This is a genomic window from Mycolicibacterium llatzerense (assembly GCF_000878195.1).
Lineage (GTDB): Bacteria > Actinomycetota > Actinomycetes > Mycobacteriales > Mycobacteriaceae > Mycobacterium > Mycobacterium llatzerense.
The window spans coordinates 47,970-66,136 of the sequence record NZ_JXST01000004.1 but is presented as its reverse complement, the minus strand read 5'-3'; the positions used below and the strand labels follow the sequence as shown (position 1 = coordinate 66,136).

The 18,167-nt window shown below is 66.3% G+C and carries 19 protein-coding genes and 1 pseudogene; 9 read left to right on the top strand and 11 right to left on the bottom strand.

Annotation, left to right across the window (positions count from 1 at the left end; translation table 11 throughout):
- Positions 1 to 89: 89 nt before the first annotated feature.
- Positions 90 to 986 carry a LysR family transcriptional regulator gene (locus tag TL10_RS03785; protein ID WP_043400350.1) on the top strand — a complete coding sequence of 299 codons (897 nt, stop codon included), beginning with the start codon at positions 90 to 92 and terminating at the stop codon, positions 984 to 986.
- Here TL10_RS03785 and TL10_RS03780 read toward each other — a convergent pair.
- Genes TL10_RS03780 through TL10_RS03770 form a run of 3 tightly spaced genes read right to left on the bottom strand, consistent with a single transcriptional unit; the run spans position 983 to position 4,311 of the window.
- Complete coding sequence (locus TL10_RS03780) at positions 983 to 1,945, bottom strand: cation diffusion facilitator family transporter (RefSeq protein ID WP_043984566.1); 963 nt, start codon at positions 1,943 to 1,945, stop codon at positions 983 to 985. The genes TL10_RS03785 and TL10_RS03780 overlap by 4 nt on opposite strands.
- 20 nt (positions 1,946 to 1,965) lie before the next feature.
- The gene (locus tag TL10_RS03775; protein WP_043984565.1) at positions 1,966 to 3,498 is read right to left on the bottom strand and encodes a WS/DGAT/MGAT family O-acyltransferase; all 1,533 of its coding nucleotides are present in this window, start codon (positions 3,496 to 3,498) and stop codon (positions 1,966 to 1,968) included.
- A gap of 30 nt (positions 3,499 to 3,528) precedes the next feature.
- Positions 3,529 to 4,311: an SDR family NAD(P)-dependent oxidoreductase gene (locus TL10_RS03770; protein ID WP_043400360.1), complete on the bottom strand. Its 783-nt coding sequence runs from the start codon at positions 4,309 to 4,311 to the stop codon at positions 3,529 to 3,531.
- Positions 4,312 to 4,448: 137 nt separating this feature from the next.
- Between TL10_RS03770 and TL10_RS03765 the strand changes: the two genes are divergently transcribed.
- The gene (locus TL10_RS03765; RefSeq protein WP_043984564.1) at positions 4,449 to 5,024 is read left to right on the top strand and encodes a QsdR family transcriptional regulator; all 576 of its coding nucleotides are present in this window, start codon (positions 4,449 to 4,451) and stop codon (positions 5,022 to 5,024) included.
- A gap of 65 nt (positions 5,025 to 5,089) precedes the next feature.
- Complete coding sequence (locus TL10_RS03760) at positions 5,090 to 5,329, top strand: hypothetical protein (protein WP_043400363.1); 240 nt, start codon at positions 5,090 to 5,092, stop codon at positions 5,327 to 5,329.
- A 79-nt stretch (positions 5,330 to 5,408) separates the two neighbouring features.
- Here the strand turns inward: TL10_RS03760 and fadA6 are convergent, their stop codons facing one another.
- Together fadA6 and TL10_RS03750 are read right to left on the bottom strand one after the other, a co-directional pair.
- Positions 5,409 to 6,563 carry a steroid 3-ketoacyl-CoA thiolase FadA6 gene (fadA6, locus tag TL10_RS03755; RefSeq protein ID WP_043984562.1) on the bottom strand — a complete coding sequence of 385 codons (1,155 nt, stop codon included), beginning with the start codon at positions 6,561 to 6,563 and terminating at the stop codon, positions 5,409 to 5,411.
- A gap of 44 nt (positions 6,564 to 6,607) precedes the next feature.
- Positions 6,608 to 7,210, bottom strand: a complete 603-nt coding sequence (locus tag TL10_RS03750; RefSeq protein WP_043984561.1) for a TetR/AcrR family transcriptional regulator — start codon at positions 7,208 to 7,210, stop codon at positions 6,608 to 6,610.
- Positions 7,211 to 7,395: 185 nt separating this feature from the next.
- Between TL10_RS03750 and TL10_RS03745 the strand changes: the two genes are divergently transcribed.
- Positions 7,396 to 7,995, top strand: a complete 600-nt coding sequence (locus tag TL10_RS03745) for a hypothetical protein (protein WP_131630670.1) — start codon at positions 7,396 to 7,398, stop codon at positions 7,993 to 7,995.
- Here the strand turns inward: TL10_RS03745 and TL10_RS03740 are convergent.
- The 3 genes from TL10_RS03740 to TL10_RS03730 are packed head-to-tail and all read right to left on the bottom strand — an operon-like array spanning position 7,992 to position 11,196.
- On the bottom strand, positions 7,992 to 9,515 hold the full coding sequence (locus tag TL10_RS03740; protein ID WP_043984559.1) for a DUF4153 domain-containing protein: 1,524 nt from the start codon (positions 9,513 to 9,515) through the stop codon (positions 7,992 to 7,994). The genes TL10_RS03745 and TL10_RS03740 overlap by 4 nt on opposite strands.
- A complete protein-coding gene (locus tag TL10_RS03735; RefSeq protein ID WP_043984558.1) occupies positions 9,512 to 10,534 on the bottom strand; it encodes a HAMP domain-containing sensor histidine kinase in 1,023 nt (340 codons plus the stop codon). Before TL10_RS03735 ends, TL10_RS03740 begins: the two co-directional genes overlap by 4 nt.
- Positions 10,531 to 11,196: a response regulator transcription factor gene (locus TL10_RS03730; RefSeq protein WP_043984557.1), complete on the bottom strand. Its 666-nt coding sequence runs from the start codon at positions 11,194 to 11,196 to the stop codon at positions 10,531 to 10,533. The genes TL10_RS03735 and TL10_RS03730 overlap by 4 nt, the downstream gene beginning before the upstream one ends.
- A gap of 98 nt (positions 11,197 to 11,294) precedes the next feature.
- Between TL10_RS03730 and TL10_RS31915 the strand changes: the two genes are divergently transcribed.
- Both TL10_RS31915 and TL10_RS03725 read left to right on the top strand, forming a co-directional pair.
- Entirely contained in the window at positions 11,295 to 11,423 is a 129-nt protein-coding gene (locus TL10_RS31915) for a hypothetical protein (RefSeq protein ID WP_267884319.1), read from the top strand.
- Positions 11,420 to 12,055, top strand: coding sequence for a hypothetical protein (locus tag TL10_RS03725; RefSeq protein ID WP_043984556.1), 636 nt, complete (start codon positions 11,420 to 11,422; stop codon positions 12,053 to 12,055). The genes TL10_RS31915 and TL10_RS03725 overlap by 4 nt, the downstream gene beginning before the upstream one ends.
- A gap of 114 nt (positions 12,056 to 12,169) precedes the next feature.
- Here TL10_RS03725 and TL10_RS29985 read toward each other — a convergent pair.
- Positions 12,170 to 12,304, bottom strand: a pseudogene (locus tag TL10_RS29985) (TetR family transcriptional regulator); the annotation flags it as partial.
- 252 nt (positions 12,305 to 12,556) lie between these two features.
- On the opposite strand from TL10_RS29985, the gene TL10_RS03720 reads away from it, so the two are divergent.
- Positions 12,557 to 13,798: a CaiB/BaiF CoA transferase family protein gene (locus TL10_RS03720; protein ID WP_043984555.1), complete on the top strand. Its 1,242-nt coding sequence runs from the start codon at positions 12,557 to 12,559 to the stop codon at positions 13,796 to 13,798.
- 136 nt (positions 13,799 to 13,934) lie between these two features.
- On the opposite strand, the gene ipdF is transcribed toward TL10_RS03720, so the two are convergent.
- Positions 13,935 to 14,723 carry a (5R,7aS)-5-hydroxy-7a-methyl-1-oxo-2,3,5,6,7,7a-hexahydro-1H-indene-carboxyl-CoA reductase gene (gene ipdF, locus TL10_RS03715; RefSeq protein WP_110788954.1) on the bottom strand — a complete coding sequence of 263 codons (789 nt, stop codon included), beginning with the start codon at positions 14,721 to 14,723 and terminating at the stop codon, positions 13,935 to 13,937.
- Positions 14,723 to 15,871: an acyl-CoA dehydrogenase IpdE1 gene (ipdE1, locus tag TL10_RS03710; protein WP_043984554.1), complete on the bottom strand. Its 1,149-nt coding sequence runs from the start codon at positions 15,869 to 15,871 to the stop codon at positions 14,723 to 14,725. Before ipdE1 ends, ipdF begins: the two co-directional genes overlap by 1 nt.
- Before the next feature lie 191 nt (positions 15,872 to 16,062).
- On the opposite strand from ipdE1, the gene TL10_RS03705 reads away from it, so the two are divergent.
- On the top strand, positions 16,063 to 17,187 hold the full coding sequence (locus TL10_RS03705) for an acyl-CoA dehydrogenase family protein (RefSeq protein ID WP_043984553.1): 1,125 nt from the start codon (positions 16,063 to 16,065) through the stop codon (positions 17,185 to 17,187).
- Positions 17,188 to 17,201: 14 nt separating this feature from the next.
- On the top strand, positions 17,202 to 18,167 hold the full coding sequence (locus tag TL10_RS03700; RefSeq protein ID WP_043984552.1) for an acyl-CoA dehydrogenase family protein: 966 nt from the start codon (positions 17,202 to 17,204) through the stop codon (positions 18,165 to 18,167).

Below are 18,167 nucleotides of genomic sequence, written 5' to 3'. Positions count from 1 at the left end.
TCAAGTCTGCTCGGCGGAGGACACCCGAGTCCAAGGGCAATTTCCGTGAGTCTGATAGGCGCCGCCTATCAGACGTGGTCGAATAGTCCATGCTCTTCCGCCAGCTCGAATATTTCGTGGCGCTCGCCCGCGAGAAGCACTTCGCGCGCGCGGCTGCGGCCTGCTACGTGTCGCAGCCGGCACTGTCCGAAGCGATCCGCAAGCTCGAGAACGAGCTCAAGGTTCCGCTGGTGCGGCGCGGGCAGAACTACGAAGGTCTGACGCCCGAAGGCGAACGGCTGGTGTTGTGGGCCCGCCGGATTCTGGCCGATCACGACGCGCTCATCCACGAGGTGTCCGCGTTGCAGACCGGCCTGACCGGCGAGCTGCGGCTCGGCGTCATCCCCGCGGCTTCCGGCACGGTAGCGCTGCTGACCGATCCGTTCTGCCTCGAACATCCTTTGGTACGAGTGCAATTGGAGAGCAGCCTGCGCTCGGCGGGCATCGTCGAACGCATAGGCCGCTTCGAACTCGACGCTGGAATCATCTACCCAGACGGCGTCGACACCGCGGGCCTGACGGTGACGCCCCTGTACGAGGAACGGCAGGTCCTCATCGCCGGCGCCGAACTGCTTGCCGGCCAAGCTGATCCGGTCACCTGGGCCGACGCCCTCGAACTGCCGCTGTGCTTGTTGAACACCGGGATGCGGGGCCGGCAGCTGCTCGACGACGCGCTGTCCGCCCACGGCTTGACCGCGACGCCGCGACTCGAGGCCGATTCGGTGGTGTCCCTGCTGGCCCACGTCAGTGGCGGCCGGTGGGCGAGCATCATCCCGCAGACCTGGCTGCACACGCTGCGAACGCCGGACGGAGTGCGGACGGTGCCGTTGGACGATCCGCAGGTGACGGCGACGGTCGCGCTGGTCACCAGTGCCGCCGAACCCGGCTCGGTGCTGGCGCGCGCGCTGGTCGCGACCACGCACCGCGCAACGATCAACCCCGACTAGCGATACCAATCGGGCAACTCGACGGGGCGCAGATCCGTCGTGTCACCCGGGCGGGTCAACGTCAGCACGGCCCGCACGATCTCGGGGCGAGCCGCCAACGCGTCGGCGACGAGGTTGAGCTGGGCGGCCACGTTCGATTCGGCCGCGTCGCCGACGAGGTCGACGGCCGCGACGAGATAAATCCGATCCGCGCCAACCCATTCCATGTGCAGATAGCTGACCCGCTCGATGTCCTCATGGTCCAGCAGGGCGCGCAGTGCATTGTTGCGGGCGAGCGGGGTGACACTCTCCCCCGTCAGGAAATCCATGTTGCGCCCGATGAGAAACAGCGCGACGGCGCCGAGCAGTACACCGACCAGGATTGAGCCGATGGCGTCCCAGACCGCATTGCCGGTGAGCTGATGCGCCAGGATGCCGCACGTCGCGATGACGAGGCCGATGAGGGCCGAGAGGTCCTCGGCGAACACCGCGCGCAGCATGGGGTTCGACGTGACGCGGATATAGCGCAGCGGATGGATTCGCCGCTCCAGCGCGCCAGATTTGGTCTGCCACAACGCCTGCAGGAACGAGGATCCCTCCAGCACGAAGGAGACCGCGAGCACCGCATAGGCCCACCCGTAGGACGTCGCCTCGGCCTCGCCGTGCAGCGACTGGATGCCGTGCCAGATCGATACGACCGCGCCCACGGTGAACAATCCGAAGGCCGCGAACATCGACCAGATGTATCCGGCTCTGCCGTAGCCCAGTCGATGCTCGGCGTCGGCCGGCTTGTCCGACTTGCGAGTGCCGATCAGCAGGAACACCTCGTTGCCGGTGTCGGCCCAGGAATGCGCGGACTCGGCGAGCATCGAGGCGCTCCCGGTGACGACGGCCGCGGCGGTTTTCGACACCGCGATCAGAGCATTGGCACCGAGGGCGACGACGACTGTCAGGAGACTCTCGCCGCCCGAATCACTCATGCCCTGAACAGTAAAGCCCGTCAGTAGGCGTCGCCGGGCTGAACCGCCCGGACCGGTCCGCGGCGCGGTGCCGCGGGCTGCGGTTCCTGCGCCCACTGCGCACCGCTGGCCTCCATCAGCCGGCCGATCTCGTCGATGTGCATGTCCGCCAGGTCCCACACGTCAGGGACCAGCTCGCGGTCGACGATGAAGCCGAAGTCCAGGCGGTCCAGGTAGCTCACCACGGTGATGTTGAGCCCCTGCCCTTCGGTGACGATCGACACCGGGAACTGATTGACCAGCTGCGCCCCCGCGAAGTACAGCGGCTTACGCGGGCCGGGCACGTTCGAGATCACCAGGTTGAACGGCGTAGCGGCAATCCGGTGGGCCAGCCCGAAGCGGGACGCCAGCCGCATCGCCGACGTCGACAGCACCGGGGCCGAGACCTGCGCCATGTCGCCGAGCTGGCTGGCGGGCACCAGATCCAGTAGCCGTTTCGCATCGAGCATCGCCTCGCGGCAGCGGGCCACGCGATCGAGCGGGTCCTCGCAGTCGGTCGGCAGTTCGGGGAAGATCGCCGAGACCCGGTTGGTCCACGGATCCTCTTCGTCACCGGTGCGGATGGACACCGGCACCATGGCACGCAAGGGTCCGTCCGGCAATGCATCGTGGGCCAGGAGGTACTGACGCAGAGCACCTGCACAGATCGCCATCACGATGTCGTTGACCGTGCCACCGGTAGCGGTCTTGAGCCGCTTGACGTTGTCGAGCGACGCCGTGCGCATGGCGAAGCGCCGGTGTCCGGTGATGGTCTTGTTCCACGGTGTGGGAGGCGCGGAGGAGGTCGGCAGCGGGATCTTCGGCCCATCTTCCTTGCCAAGGCGGGCAAGGGATTTGATGGCCGAGCCGGCCTTGCTCGCAGCGCTGCCGACACTGTCGATGCCGGCCGCGTCGGCGAGCTGACCGACCAATCGCGTCTGGAACCGCAGCGCCTTGGCGGGATGCCCGGCAAGGTTGATGACGGCCTTCCGCAAGAGTTCGATGCTGCCGGGCACTGCCTCGGCTTCCCAATCGGGGCCCGGTCCCGGCGGGGCTGCGTCGGGCACCGTATCGGTGAGGGCGTTGAGCATGATCTGCCCGGCGGCGCCGTCGATGGTGGCGTGGTGGTACTTCGTCAGCATCGCCCAGTTCCCGGTGTCGAGCCCGTCGATGACGTACACCTCCCACAGTGGCCTACTGCGGTCCATCGGTCGCCCGACGATGCGGGACACCTGGTCGGCCAACTGGTCGACCATTCCCGGTCGCGCCAAATGGATTTCGCGGACGTGGAAGTCCAGGTCGAAGTTCGGGTCGTCGATCCAGTACGGATGGTCCAGCCCGAGCGGCACCTCCACGAGCCGCCGCCGCAGCGGCGCGAGCTCGCCGACCAACGACGCGAACTTCGCGTGCACCGCGGCGTAGGGGTCGAACTCCTCGTTGGGCCGCTCGAAGATCATCAGCCCGTTGACGTGACCGAACGTCGTCGGCGTCTCCAGGTACAGGAACGTGGCGTCGAGGCCGCTGAGCTGCTTCACGAGTGTTCTTCTCCTTGATGGGTTTTGGGCTCAGCTGGTGAGCAGTCCACCCTCGACGGGCAGGGTGATTCCGGTGACGTAGCTGCTGGCATCGCTGGCCAGGAAGATCAGTGCGGCGCTGAGTTCCTCTGTGCGCCCGAGCCGTCCGGCCAACGTCCGGGGCAGGATGGTCGTCTCGAAGTAGTCGTCCTCGTACTGCTCGGTCATCTCCGAGGCGAAGAAGCCCGGCGCCAGGGCGTTGACGCGGATACCCTTGCGGCCCGTCCACTGCTGGGCCAGGTCGCGGGTCAGGCCGATCAGCCCGGCCTTCGACGATGCGTAGGCGGCTTGCGGGAGTCCCGCGGTCGTCAGGCCGAGGATGCTGCTGACGTTGATGATCGAGCTGCCCGGCCGCATGTGCGCGGCGCATGCTTGCGCCATCCAGTAGCACCCGTTCAGGTTCAGATCGATGACCGACCGGAACTGCTCGGGCGTTTCGCGCGTCGCCGGGACGGCAGTGCCCACTCCCGCATTGTTCACCAGAATGTCGACGCGCCCGAAGGAATCGACGGCGGCCTGGACCAATGCCTTGCAGTCGTCGGGGTCGGTGACGTCGGTGCGCACCGCGACAGCGTTGCGACCTGCGGCTTCCACCAGCGCCTTCGTCTCGTCGAGACGGTCTTCGCGTCGCGCACCGAGCACGACGTCCGCGCCCGCCTGGGCCAGTGCCTGCGCGAATCCGACGCCGAGGCCACTCGAGGCACCGGTGACGACCGCGACACGGCCGTCGAGACGGAAGAGATCAAGGATCGAAGCTGCGTCACTCTGGGTCACTGGTGCATCATATTCAGATTTGTTGCATCTACGAGACGGATGGAGATATATCTCACTCGAACATCAACGGCTACCATGATGCGAGGTGCCCGCGACGACACAGGAGGTGCGGTATCACCGAGACACCGCTGGGACGCATGCTCGCGTCGACCGACCGACGCCCCGACCCGATCGAGGCGTTCCGCATCGCGCGCCGCTGGTTCCTCGAGGGTCGTCGCATTGAAATGCAGGAACTGGCAACCGAACTCGGCATCAATCGGGCCACCCTGTTCCGCTGGGTCGGCGGCCGCGACGAACTGCTCGCCGAAATCCTTTGGTCGCTGGCCGAACCCACCCTGCGGGCCTCCATCGACGCGGCACCCGGGCACGGCGCCGCACACATCGCGCGGGCCGTCGGCCACTACGCCACCGTGATCGACGAGTCCGGGTTCTTCCAGGCCTTTCTGCGGCGCGAACCCGAACGTGCGCTGCGGATTCTGGCCACCCGCGCCGGGACCTTCCAAGGCAGGTTGGTCGCGGCGATCGAAGAACTGCTCAACGACGAGATCGCGACCGGTCAGCTCGACCCGCCACTCCCGTCTCGCGACCTCGCGTTCCTCGTCGTGCGCATCGTGGAGTCGTTCGTCTACGCCGACATCATCACCGGCGAGCCACTGGAGGTCGGCAAGGCCGAGCAGGCCATCGGCGCGCTGCTTGGTCACCGACCCGCGTAGGTCGTCACCGTCGGGGACCGACATCTCCCATCCCGGGCGGGGCGGGAATCACCGGCGGCGGCGCGGTGACTGTGACGGTGGCGGTGGCCGTGCTGGCGCGCGTCGACGGTGTCGTCGGCGGCGTCGACGGACCGACCGGAACTCCCGGGATGATCTCCGTTGAGGTCACCGTCGTGCTCGTGCTGGACGTGGGCTTCGACGGCGGCGGCGACTCTTGCGAACAGGCACTTGCACCGAGGACGACGGCTGCCACGGCCATGAGGACGACGGGTTTGAACATCCTTCCCGAATGCCCGCTCAACTGAGCGCGTAAACAATCTGGCCAGACGCAAAACTGCCCCTCTCCATAAGGAAAGGGGCAGTTTGTGCCTGCGAGCACAGGTATCAGAGGCGCTCGATGATGGTGACGTTGGCGGTGCCGCCGCCCTCGCACATCGTCTGCAGGCCGTAGCGACCGCCGGTGCGCTCCAGCTCGTTGAGCATGGTGGCGAACAGCTTGGCACCCGTGGCGCCGAGCGGGTGGCCCAGGGCAATGCCGCCGCCGTTGGGGTTCACCTTCGCCAGGTCGACATTGAGCTCCTTGGCCCACGCCAGCACGACGGACGCGAAGGCCTCGTTGATCTCGACGACGTCGATGTCGTCCATGGTGAGGCCGGTCTTCTCCAGCGCGTACTTGGTCGCGGGGATGGGGCCGGTCAGCATCTTCACCGGGTCGTCGCCGCGGCAGCTGATGTGGTGAATCCGGGCCCGCGGCTTGAGGCCGTGAGCCTTGACCGCCGCCTCCGAGGCCAGCAGCGTGGCCGACGCGCCATCGGAAATCTGGCTGGCCAGCGCGGCGGTCAGCCGGCCGCCCTCGACCAGCACCTTGAGCGAGGCCAGCTTCTCCAGGGTGCTCTCGCGCGGACCCTCGTCGACCTTGAAGCCGTCGATCGGGATGATCTCATTGTCGAAGCGGCCCTCGCGGATCGCGGCAAATGCCCGCTGGTGGCTGTTGAACGCGAACAGCTCCATGTCCTCGCGGGAGATGTCCCACTGCTCAGCGATCATCTCGGCGCCGCGGAACTGCGAAACCTCCTGGTCGCCATAGCGTTCCACCCAGCGCTTCGACTCGTTGGTCGGCGAGGTGAAGCCGAACTGCTCGCCGACGATCATGGCCGAGCTGATCGGAATCTGGCTCATGTTCTGGATGCCGGCGGCCAGGATCAGGTCGGCGGTGCCGGACATGATGGCCTGCGCGCCAAAGGAAATGGCCTGCTGCGAGGAACCGCACTGCCGGTCGACGGTGGTGCCGGGGACGCCCTCGTCGTAGCCGGCGGCCAGCCAGGTCAGCCGGCCGATGTTTCCGGCCTGCCCACCGATGGCATCGACGCAACCGACGATGACGTCGTCGAACGCAGCGGGGTCGATGTCATTGCGGGCGAAGATGCCGCGGTAGGCCTCCACGCCGAGGTCGATCGGGTGGTAACCGGAGAGGCCACCACCCTTCTTGCCGACGGCGGTGCGCACAGCGTCGATGACGTACGCCTCAGATGCGGCCATTTCTCATCTCCTTCTTTGGGTGAAACTCATTTGGCGGCAAGGTGTTACGGCGTTACCGCAACACCGCCGAGCACAATGTTCAGGTAGTGCCGACCCACGTCCTCGGCGGTCAACTTGCCGCCAGGCTGGTACCAGCGCACCGAGACCCACGTGGTGTCACGGATGAACCGGTACACCAGGTCGACGTTCAGGTCGGACCGGAAAACGCCTTCCGCCATCCCCTGCTTCAGGACGTCGACCCACATCTTGCGCTGCTGGCGATTGCGCTCGTCGACGAAACCGAACTGCGGCAGGATGCCCAGCCGCTTGGCCTCGTCCTGGTAGATGACGACCTGCGCGTGCCGGTGCTCGATCGCGTCGAAGGACGCCATGAAAAGGCCTTTGAAGCGCGCCAGCGGATCAGGCTCGGTGGCGATGATCTGCTCATACCGGGTGAACAGCCAATCAAGGAAGTCCCGCATGACCTCTTCGACCATCTGTTCCTTCGATTTGAAGTGATGGTAGAGACTGCCCGACAGGATGCCGGCCGAGTCCGCGATGTCCCGGACAGTGGTTGCCTTCAGCCCACGCTCAGCGAACATCGCCGCGGCGAGCACGAGAAGCTCGTCGCGCCTGCTCGCGGGCTGACTGGGCGGTGAAGACGCCATCCCAACAGCATAGCAACCAAGCGCTTGTTAGGTCGATTGTGGTGGCTAGTGAGTGTCACCACTGCGTGGGTCAGATTATGTATCACCCGCCCAACGTGAACTTGATGGCCAAAAATCGCCGAAATCTCGCCAACTTCCTCACGTTCGGCGAGGTGGCGGGGCCATAGGCTGACGAGGTGGGGGACGTGGCTTTCGGGGTGGCTGTTGTCGGGCTTGTCGTCATGGCCTTCGCCGCCTTCCGAGACGACAAGGATTACGCACGTCCGACCTTCTGGACCGGCGCGGCGATCACTACTGCGGCCGCTATTGCCATCGGCCTACCGCGGGGCTGGACCGAAACCCTCGGTGGGATCGCGTTCTCAGCGGGCTGCATCTGGTTCATCGCGTACATCCACACGCGCTTCATTACATTCGGCGGCAGAACCTGGACGTTCTACAGCGAGGAACGTCAGCCCTACGGCTCGCACGCCAGCACGCCGAAGATGTGGTGGGTGTTTGTATTGGCGGCAATCGTCTTCTCGTACCCGGTATATGCCTTCGCAAATAACCGCGACCACGCTTGGGAATTGGTCGCCTATGTCGCGATCACGCCACTCGCCGGCGCACGCTTCGGCTACCTCGACCGACTTCTGAACAACCCAGTAGCCGCTGGCCAATACCTACAGTTCGCGTTTCTCTCGATCCTGACGGTCGGACTCTTCCCCGCCGGCTACCTGGCGATGTACTACGGCGGGCGGCGCTTCATCGCGAAACAACAAGAGCACGGCCGACATTCGCGCCGCTAGTCGCGGTATGACCAGTACTGGTCGCAGTAGTCGGGCAGGTCGGTGCCGACCGGCCTGTCCGCGTTCGATCGGGAGAGGTTGAACAGGTACCACGGGTCGTCGTGCGCGCGGTCTGCTCGCACGCAGGCGCGGAAACGCTCGGGCAATCGGTGCAGCGCAGGATCGATGTCCGACGACAGCCGGGACAGGTACTCGGCATCGAGTTGGCCGGTCTGCTCGAAGCGGTCGATGTTGCGATCAGCGACGAGGCGCTCGGGATTGAGTGCCGCCAGCCCCAACAGCGCCACCACCCCGGCCGCCAGCACGGCGTGCGGCAACCAGCGTCCAGACATTCGCACCCCCGCCACGGCGACCAGTAGGAACACCGCACCCAACCAGAGTTCGATGGTGATCACCATCAACCGGTCGGTGCTGAATCCGTAGGCCTGCTGATACAGCCACATCCGGTGGATCGCCGACATCACCACGACAACCGAAGTGGCACAGAGGATTCCGGCCAGAATCCGAAGCACGCGGCGGTCACCGGCGGTCACTCGCCCCGCCACCCGGATCACCACGCTCAGCACCAACAGGGTCAGCGCCGACACCCACAACAACTGCCAGAAGCCCTGCCGCGCGTACTCGGCGTACGTCAGCCCCTCGGTTTCCAGCACGTGGGTATGACCGCCGAACAGCACCGCGGCCTGCACCGCCACGAACGCGATGAACAGCGCGTCGAGCACCCCGAGCGGCACGGCCCACTCCCAGCGCGGCACCGGCTTCATCGGCTTGGGTGCGAGGACATCCAGCCGCGGCGCGAACCGGGTCAGGTAGGCGCCGCCGAGCACGAACGCCGCCACCATGCCGAAGACAACGATGCGGGCGACCACGTCGACACCGTCGAAGCGCGGCACCAGCTTGCCCACCAGATGCGCGAATGCGGCGTCCGCCGAGGCGAACAGCGCACCGAACACCAACGTCAGCAGCACGGTGAGTCCGATGACGGCGGCAACGCGAACCGGGTTGGCGATACCTACCCGGCCCGACACTCCGCGGCGCGCCCAACCGAGTACGCGAGCCGGCAGCGCCCACGCCAGGAACGGCCCGGTCACGACGGCGGTCCAGGTGCGCCCACCGAACAACGTGCACCATCCGACGATCCAGGCCGCCATGATGCACAGCACGCCCAGCCAGTCAGCGGCCAGTAGCGCGGGCACCGCAAGCAGCGCCAGGGTCAGCGCCACGCCGACCCACTCGGTGCGCGTCGGGCGACGCCCGGCGGTGCCGTACACGACGGCGAAGACCATCACGCCGACGACGAGGTAGCCGATGCTCAGCGACGACGGCCGCCACAACGCGGTGCCGAGCAGCCCGGCCAGCACGGCAAGCAGGACGACCCGACGTGGCGCTGCCGCCAACGGGCTGATCGGCCAGACCCGCCGCGGCAACATCGTCCAGCCGGGCTCACCGCGGCGTGGCAGCGCCGGCCCGATCAGCGGCGGAACCATCGGCTGCCCTGGGTAACCCATCAACGTCGTCATGCCGACTGCTCCTCTGATTCCGGAATGCTCACCCTGAAGCGGCATCCCACCTTCGTCTCCACCACATCGATGGCGCCGCCGTGCAATTCGACTGCCCAGCGGGCGATCGCCAGGCCCAGACCAGTGCCGCCGTCAGAGGTGGCACCGCGGGTGAACCGTTCGAACACCCGCTCGCGCTCCGCCGACGCGATACCCGGGCCTTGATCGGCCACCTCGAGCCGCAAGCCTGATGCCTCGCGGGTCGCGCGCACTGTCACACTTCCGCCGGCCGGGCTGTGCCGAATCGCGTTGTCCACCAGGTTGACCACCACCTGCCGTAACCGTGCCGGATCGGCCAGAGCCGTCAGCCCGGGCGGCGACACCTCGACCACCACCGGCACGTCACCCGCCGATACCGAGACGTGCTCGACGGCGGCGCACAGGAACGCATCCACATCAAACCGACTGATCTGTAATGGAATTGCCCCGCCTTCGAGCCGGGACAGGTCCAGCAGATCGGTCACCAGTTCGCCGAGGCGCTCGGTCTGCGACAGCGCCAACCGCATGGTCTGCGCGTCGGGCTCGACCACCCCGTCCACCACGTTCTCCAGCACCGCCTGCAATGCGGTGATGGGCGTGCGCAGTTCGTGCGACACGTTGCCGATCAGCCCGCGCCGGTACTCGTCGGCGGCGCCGAGATCAGCTGCCATCTGATTGAATGCCGTTGCCAGCTGGCCGATTTCATCACGCGAGGTGGCTCGGACCCGAATACTGTAGTCGCCCTTGGCCATTGCGCGGGCGGCGGCGGTCATCTGCCGCAGCGGAGAGGTCATGCCGTGCGCCAGAAACTGGGTGAACAGTAGTGAGGTCAGCAGTGCGGACAGCAGCGCGTACCGGAACTGCCAACTCGCGCCGATCCAGAAGGTGAACGAAGCCAACAGGATTGCCCCACCCACCAGCAGTCCCATCTTGATTTTGAAGGACGCGAACGGGTCCAGCGGTCTGGGCAGCCGGTCCCACAGATCGCCGAGGGCGCTCACCGCGGCACCTCGAGGGCATAGCCAACCCCGTGCACGGTCCGGATCAGTTCCGCACCGAGCTTGCGGCGCAACGCCTTGACGTGGCTGTCGACCGTGCGTGTCTCGGCCCCCGACCCCCAGCCCCAGACGTGTTCCAGCAGCGTCTCCCGGGCCACCGCGGCCCGGGGACGTCCGGCGAGGAAGGCCAGCAGATCGAATTCGGTTCGGGTGAGATGGATTTCGTTGTCACCCTGATGCACGCGACGCTCGGCGAGGTCGATGCGGTACTCCCCCATCGACAGCGGCTGGTCTCCGGTCGCCCGGTCCACGCGACGCAGCAACACCCGCACCCGCGCAACCAGCTCGCGCATGCTGAACGGTTTGGTCAGGTAGTCGTCGGCCCCGATCCCCAGACCGATCAGCATGTCGGTCTCGTCGGTGCGCGCGGTCAACATGAGCACCGGCACCGGACGCTCCGCCTGGATGCGCCGGCACACCTCCAGCCCGTCGAAGCCGGGCAGCATGACATCCAGCACCACCAGGTCAGGCTGCGTCGCTGCTGCCGCGGCCACCGCCGAAGGCCCGTCGACGGCCGTCTCCACCTGGAACGATTCGGCCCGCAGCCGGGTCGCGACCGAGGACAGGATGGTCGGCTCGTCGTCGACCACCAGGATTCGCTTCACGCTTTACGACTGTAAGCGCGGTTTGTGGGGCTTACCGGCAGCGATTGTGAAGAAACTGTGCAGACTTGCGACGAGTGCCCGCACTTAGGCTGGCGGTCGTGAAGGAAGATCGTGGTGCTCCGGCGGGCCCGGTTGGAGTCTTGGTACTCGCGTTCGTCGGCGGCACCGTCGGCTCATTCATCGGCGAGTCCACCGCCGAGGCGGTCTATAAGAAGGTATTCGGGTGAACCAGGTCGACACGGGACTTGTTGTAGCTCTATTGGGGCTCGCGGTGATGGCCATCGCCGGCTTCAACGAAGAAGCTGATTACGCGCGCAAGATGTACTGGGTCGGCGCGGTGATCATGGCCACAGCCACTGCCTTCGCGGTGTTACCCCAAGGGCGGATGCCGGCACTCAACGCGGGTGTGGGAATGGCTGGAGCTTCCGTTTTCGTCGCATACGCCCGGACACCATTTCTCCGCATTCGCGGGAAAACACGTCGATTGTTCAGCGACGGCCCTGAGGCGTACGGGTGGGGCCTCAGCACGCCTAAGACGTGGTGGCTCTTCGTTATCGGAGCGGTACTTTTCGGGTACCCGGCATACGACTTCGCCAACCAGCGCTACCCCTACTTGATACTGGGTCTATACATCGCGTTCATGCTGTCGGTCGGCGCACGCTTCGGATATGTCGACCGATTGCTTGACCACTCATTCGCGGCTCGCCAGTACGTGCAGTTCGCGCTCGTCTCGATCCTGACGCTCGGGCTATTCCCCGCGAGCTACCTGGCGATGTACTTCGGCGGTCAGCACTGGATCACAAAAAGTGAAGCGTACGAACGGCATTTGCGCGCACGCACCAGCCGCGAGCAGACGTAAAACTGTCGAATTCGCGTCGAAACCGACAGTTTTGTGTCTGTTCGCGAAAGAAAACTACGCGCGCTGGCTGGACACCGAGATGATCTCGCCGGTCAGGTAGCTGGAGTAGTCGCTGGCCAGGAATGCGATGGTCGACGCGATGTCCCGGACAGTGGTTGCCTTCAGCCCACGCTCAGCGAACATCGCCGCGGCGAGCACGAGAAGCTCGTCGCGCCTGCTCGCGGGTTGACTGGGCGATTCAGACGCCATCACAACAGCCTGGAAACCAAGCGCTTGCTAGGGTAGGTCGGGCCGGTGTTGACTTGGCCACTACGTACACAGAGATCGAGTGCTCACAGGGGTCGCGCACGTTGAGGCGATCGCGGCCCTGAGAGCGGGCGAGGTCACACGCGCGGTTCTCGACCGCGACCGATAGATGGGGTGCGTAAAGCGTCGGGCGCTTCGATTCGAGCCCTATGCTTGCGCGCAGCACGACTTGAAATGGATGAGTAGCAGGAGATCATGAGCACGACACAGCCTGCCCTGGAGGGTATCCGGGTCATCGACATGACCCGCGTCTTCGCCGGCCCGATCAGCGCGCAGATACTGGGCGACCTCGGCGCTGACGTCATCAAGGTGGAGCGGCCGGGCAGCGGTGACGAAGGGCGCGGCTACGGTCTTGCCTCGGTCGAGGGCAAGGATGGCAAGGACCTTCGCCAGTCCGGCTTCTTCACCGCGTCGAACCGCAACAAGCGGTCGATCACGGTCAACCATTCCAAGCCGGAGGGGCAGGACATCCTGCGTGCCCTGGTCAAGACCGCGGACATCCTGATCGAGAATTACAAGGTCGGCGACCTCAAGCGGTTCGGGCTGGACTACGAGAGCCTGAAGGCGATCAATCCCCGCCTCATCTACTGCTCGATCACCGGCTTTGGCCAGACCGGGCCGATGGCGGCGCGCGCGGGCTACGACGGGTTGTTCCAGGCGAGCGGCGGCATGATGGCCGTGACCGGCATCCCCGAAGGCCAGCCCGGCGCGGGACCAGTGAAAGCCGGTCCCAGCCTGGTCGATTTCGTGACCGGCCACAACAGCGCCATCGCGATCCTCGCCGCGCTGAACCATCGCAACAACACCGGCGAGGGCCAGCACATCGACATGGCGCTGCTCGACAGTTCCGTAGCGATGATCTGCCACATCATGCAGGACTACCTCATCAGCGGCGTCCAGGCGGAGCGTCTGGGCAATGGCGGCAACGGCGGCGGACCCGCCGACCTCATCCATGCGCGCGACGGCATGACGTACATTACGGCCGGCAGCGACGCCCACTGGCGGCGCATGTCGGAGTTGATGGGCCAGCCCGAGCTCTACGCCGACCCGCGCTTCGACACCAACGCCAAGCGGGCCAAGATCAATCGCGCGGAGTTGATCGACATCATCAACGTGTGGAGCCGGCAGTTCACGACGGAGGAGCTCCAGGCGAAGTTCGACAGCGTGGGCATCCCGGCCGCGCGCTATAACGATCTGGCGGAGGTCTGGGATGATCCGCAGGTCCAGCACCGGGGCCTGCGCGCGACGACGCCGCATGCATGGGCCGCCGCCGGATCGGTCGACCTGATCGGCAGCCCGCTGGCGGGTATGGGTGCCACGCCAGCGACGATCCGCCTCGCGCCGCCAGTGATCGGCGAGCACAACGCGGAGATACTCGGCGAACTGGGCTACGACGCGGCGCGGATCGCGGGCTTGCAGGAGCAGGCGATCATCTGATCGAGAGGGTCCGCCACCAGGTCAGGCTCGCGAGATCGCGAGCCAGCCGCACATGAAAATGCCCGCCCAATTGCGGCAACATTGTCGCAATTGGGCGGGCAAGTGCATATATCCGAACCTCGCGGCCGGATGAAAACTACGCCCGCTGGCTCGACACCGAAATGATCTCACCGGTCAGGTAACTGGAGTAGTCACTGGCCAAATACGCGATGGTGGTGGCGATTTCCCACGGCTCGGCGGCACGGCCGAATGCCTCGTCGGAGGACAGCCGGTCCAGCAGCGCGGCATCGGCCGACTTCTCCAGGAACTTGTGCCGCGCGATGCTCGGGGACACCGCGTTGATCCGCACCCCGTACTCGACGGCTTCGATTGCGCTGCAACGGGTCAGGGCCATCACCCCGGCCTTGGCGGCGGCGTAGTGCGACTGCGAGTGCTGGGCGCGCCAGCCCAGGACACTGGCGTTGTTGACGATCACACCACCGTGCGGGGCACCGCGGAAGTACCGCAGCGCCGCCCGGGTCGCGCGCATCACCGAGTTCAGCGTGACGTTCAGGACGCGGTCCCACTCGTCGTCGGTCATGTCGACCAGCGGAGTCTCGCCACCGAGGCCGGCGTTGTTCACCAATACGTCCAGGCGGCCCATCTTTTCGACGGCCGACGCAATCAGCGCGTCAACGGCCTCGGTCGAGGTGACATCACACACCACAGCCTCAACCCGGCCCAGGCCAAGCTCCGCCAGCTGATCACGGGTCTCATTCAGACGCCGCTCGTGGTAGTCCGACACCACAACATCGGCACCTTCGAGAAGCGCACGACGCGCGGTCGACGAACCGATGCCTGTACCGGCGGCGGCAGTCACCAGAACAACCTTGCCCTTCAGCAGGCCGTGGCCCTCAACCTCGGTGGGAGCGATTGACAGATCCATCAGCCCTTGGCCTCTCGGGGTAGGCCGAGCACGCGCTCGGCGATGATGTTGCGCTGGATTTCGTTGGACCCGCCGTAGATGGTGTCCGAACGCGAGAACAGGTACAGGCGCTGCCACTCGTCGAACTCGCCGCCGGGCAGCGTCAGCCCGGCCATGCCCTGCACGTCCATGGCGATCTCGCCGAGCTCGCGATGCCAGTTGGCCCACAACAGCTTTGACACGTTGTCCTGACCGGGCTGCTCGACGTCCATGGTGGCCATCGCGTACGACCGCATGGCCTGCAGGCCGGTCCACGACTCGGTCAGCTTGTGCCGGATCAGCGGGTCGTCGATGACGCCGGACGTCTTGGCGACGCCGATCAGGCCTTCGAGTTCACGCTTGTAGCGGATCTGCTGGCCGAGCGTTGAAACACCGCGCTCGAAGGTCAGCGTCGCCATCGCCACGCCCCAGCCCTGACCGGGCTCACCGACGACCAGCGACGCGTCGCAACGGGCGTCGTCGAAGAACACTTCGTTGAACTCGGAGTCGCCGGTCAGCTGAACGATCGGACGGATCTCGACGCCCGGCTGGTCCAGCGGCACCAACAGGTAGGACAGGCCGTGGTGACGCTTTGAGCCCTTTTCGCTGCGCGCCACGACGAAGCACCACTGCGCCCAGTGCGCCAGCGAGGTCCACACCTTCTGGCCGTTGATGACCCATTCGTCGCCGACGAGTTCGGCCGAGGTCGAGACGTTCGCCAGGTCGCTGCCGGCGCCGGGCTCCGAATAGCCCTGGGCCCACAGTTCGGTGACGTTGAGGATGTTCGGCAGGAAGCGCTTCTTCTGCTCCTCGGTGCCGTACGCGATGAGCGTCGGGCCGAGCAGTTCCTCACCGAGGTGGTTGACCTTGTCCGGGGCGTCCGCCTTGGCGTACTCCTCATAGAAGGCGACGCGGTGCGCGACCGACAAGCCGCGGCCACCATGCTCCTCCGGCCAGCCCAGGCAGGTCAGGCCCGCCGCGGCCAGGTGCTGGTTCCACGCGCGTCGCTCTTCGTAAGCCTCGTGCTCCCGACCGGGGCCACCAAGGCCTTTCAGAGCTGCGAATTCACCGACGAGGTTGTCGGCAAGCCATTGCCGGACCTCAGCCCGGAACGTCTGGACCTCTATCACCCTTGTAGGCTAACCTACCAAGCACTTGCTTTGTTAGAGGGAGTTCCGATGAGTGGGTCCGACGGCACCCAGCAGCCTGGTCGGCAGACCCCACCGGAGACCTACACCAAAGAACATTTGGCTAATTTCAAGACTCCGCGGTCAGGGCGAGCGAAGCGACAGGAAAGACAAACGGAGAGACGAGTCGGTAAATGGATCTGACATTCGACGACGAAACCGAGGAATTCCGGGCCGAGGTCCGCGACTTCTTGGCGTCCAACAGGGACAAGTTCCCCACCAAGTCCTACGACATCCGTGAAGGCTTCGAGCAGCACCGGGTCTGGGACAAGGTGCTGTTCGACGCCGGCCTGTCGGTCATCGCGTGGCCCAAGGAGTACGGCGGCCGCGACGCCACCATGCTGCAGTGGGTGGTGTACGAGGAGGAGTACTTCAAGTCCGGCGCTCCCGGCCGGGCCTCCGCCAACGGCACCGCGATGCTGGCGCCGACGCTGTTCGCGCACGGCACGCCGGAGCAGATGCAGCGGATCCTGCCGAAAATGGCCTCCGGCGAAGAGATCTGGGCGCAGGCCTGGTCCGAGCCCGAGTCCGGCAGCGACCTGGCCTCCCTGCGCTCGACCGCGACCAAGGTCGAGGGCGGGTGGAAGCTCAACGGCCAGAAGATCTGGAGCTCACGCGCCCCGTTCGGCGAGCGCGGCTTCGGCCTGTTCCGCTCCGACCCAGAGGCCCAGCGGCACAAGGGCCTCACCTACTTCATGTTCGACCTGAAGGCCGAGGGCATCACGGTCCGTCCGATCGCCCAACTGGGCGGCGAGACCGGCTTCGGCGAGATCTTCCTCGACGACGTGTTCGTCCCCGACGAGGACGTCATCGGCCAGGTGCACAACGGCTGGACCGCCGCCATGAGCACGTCGAGCAACGAGCGCGGCATGTCGCTGCGCAGCCCGGCCCGCTTCGTCGCACCGGCCGAACGCCTTGTCGCGCAATGGAAGGTCGACCAGAACCCGGCCCACGCCGAGCGCGTCGCTGACGCCTGGATCAAGGCTCAGGCCTATCGTCTGCACACCTTCGGCACCGTCACGCGGCTGGCCAGCGGTGGCGAACTGGGCGCCGAGTCCTCGGTGACCAAGGTGTTCTGGTCCGAGCTGGACGTCGCCCTGCACCAGACCGCGCTCGACCTGCGCGGCGCCGACGCCGAGCTGTACGACCACTGGACCGAGGGATTGCTGTTCGCCCTGGGCGGCCCGATCTACGCCGGTACCAACGAAATTCAGCGCAACATCATCGCCGAGCGCCTGCTGGGCCTGCCCCGCAAATAAGAGAGATTCAGACCGTGTTCTTTGAATTGGACGAATCGCAGCGCGATTTCGCTGCGAGCATCGATGCCGCGTTGGGTGCCGCCGATGTCCCCGCCGCGGTGCGCGCATGGGGCGGGGTCGAGAAGGCGGCCGACGCCGCCCCCGGCCGCAAGGTCTGGTCGACCCTGGCCGACCTGGGCGTCACCGCACTGAACGTGCCGGAGGAATTCGACGGCATCGGCGCGCATCCGGTGGATCTGGTTGTCGCCCTTGAGCGGCTGGGCTACTGGGCCGTGCCCGGTCCCGTCACCGAATCCATTGCCGTGGCCCCGGTGCTGCTGGCATCGGATAAGCGTTCCGAGGGGCTGGCCTCCGGCGAGCTCATCGCCACCGTCGCCCTGCCGCCGCTGGCCCCGCGGGCCGTCGACGCCGACACCGCCGGCCTGATCCTGCTGGCCGGCGACGGCCAGGTGCAGGACGCGACCATCGGTGCCGAGCACCAGTCGGTCGACCCGGCCCGCCATCTGTTCGACGTGACCGCCACCGGCGAGGCCCAATCGGCCGACACCGCAAAGGCTTTCGAGTTCGGTGCACTGGCCACCGCCGCACAGCTGATCGGCGCCGGCCAGGCGATGCTCGACCTGGCCGTCGAGTACGCCAAGCAGCGCACGCAGTTCGGCACCGTGATCGGCTCCTACCAGGCCATCAAGCACAAGCTGGCCGACGTGCACATCGCCGTCGAGCTGGCCCGTCCGCTGGTCTACGGCGCCGCTCTGGCGCTGGCCGACGGCTCGCCGACACTGGCCCGCGACGTGAGCGCCGCCAAGGTCGCCGCGAACGAGGCCGCGCTGCTGGCCGCTCGCTCGTCGCTGCAGACCCACGGCGCCATCGGTTTCACCCAGGAACACGACCTGTCGCTTTTGCTGCTGCGCACCCAGGCGCTGCGTTCGGCGTGGGGCGACTCGACGTGGCACCGGACCCGCGTACTGGAAGGGCTGTGA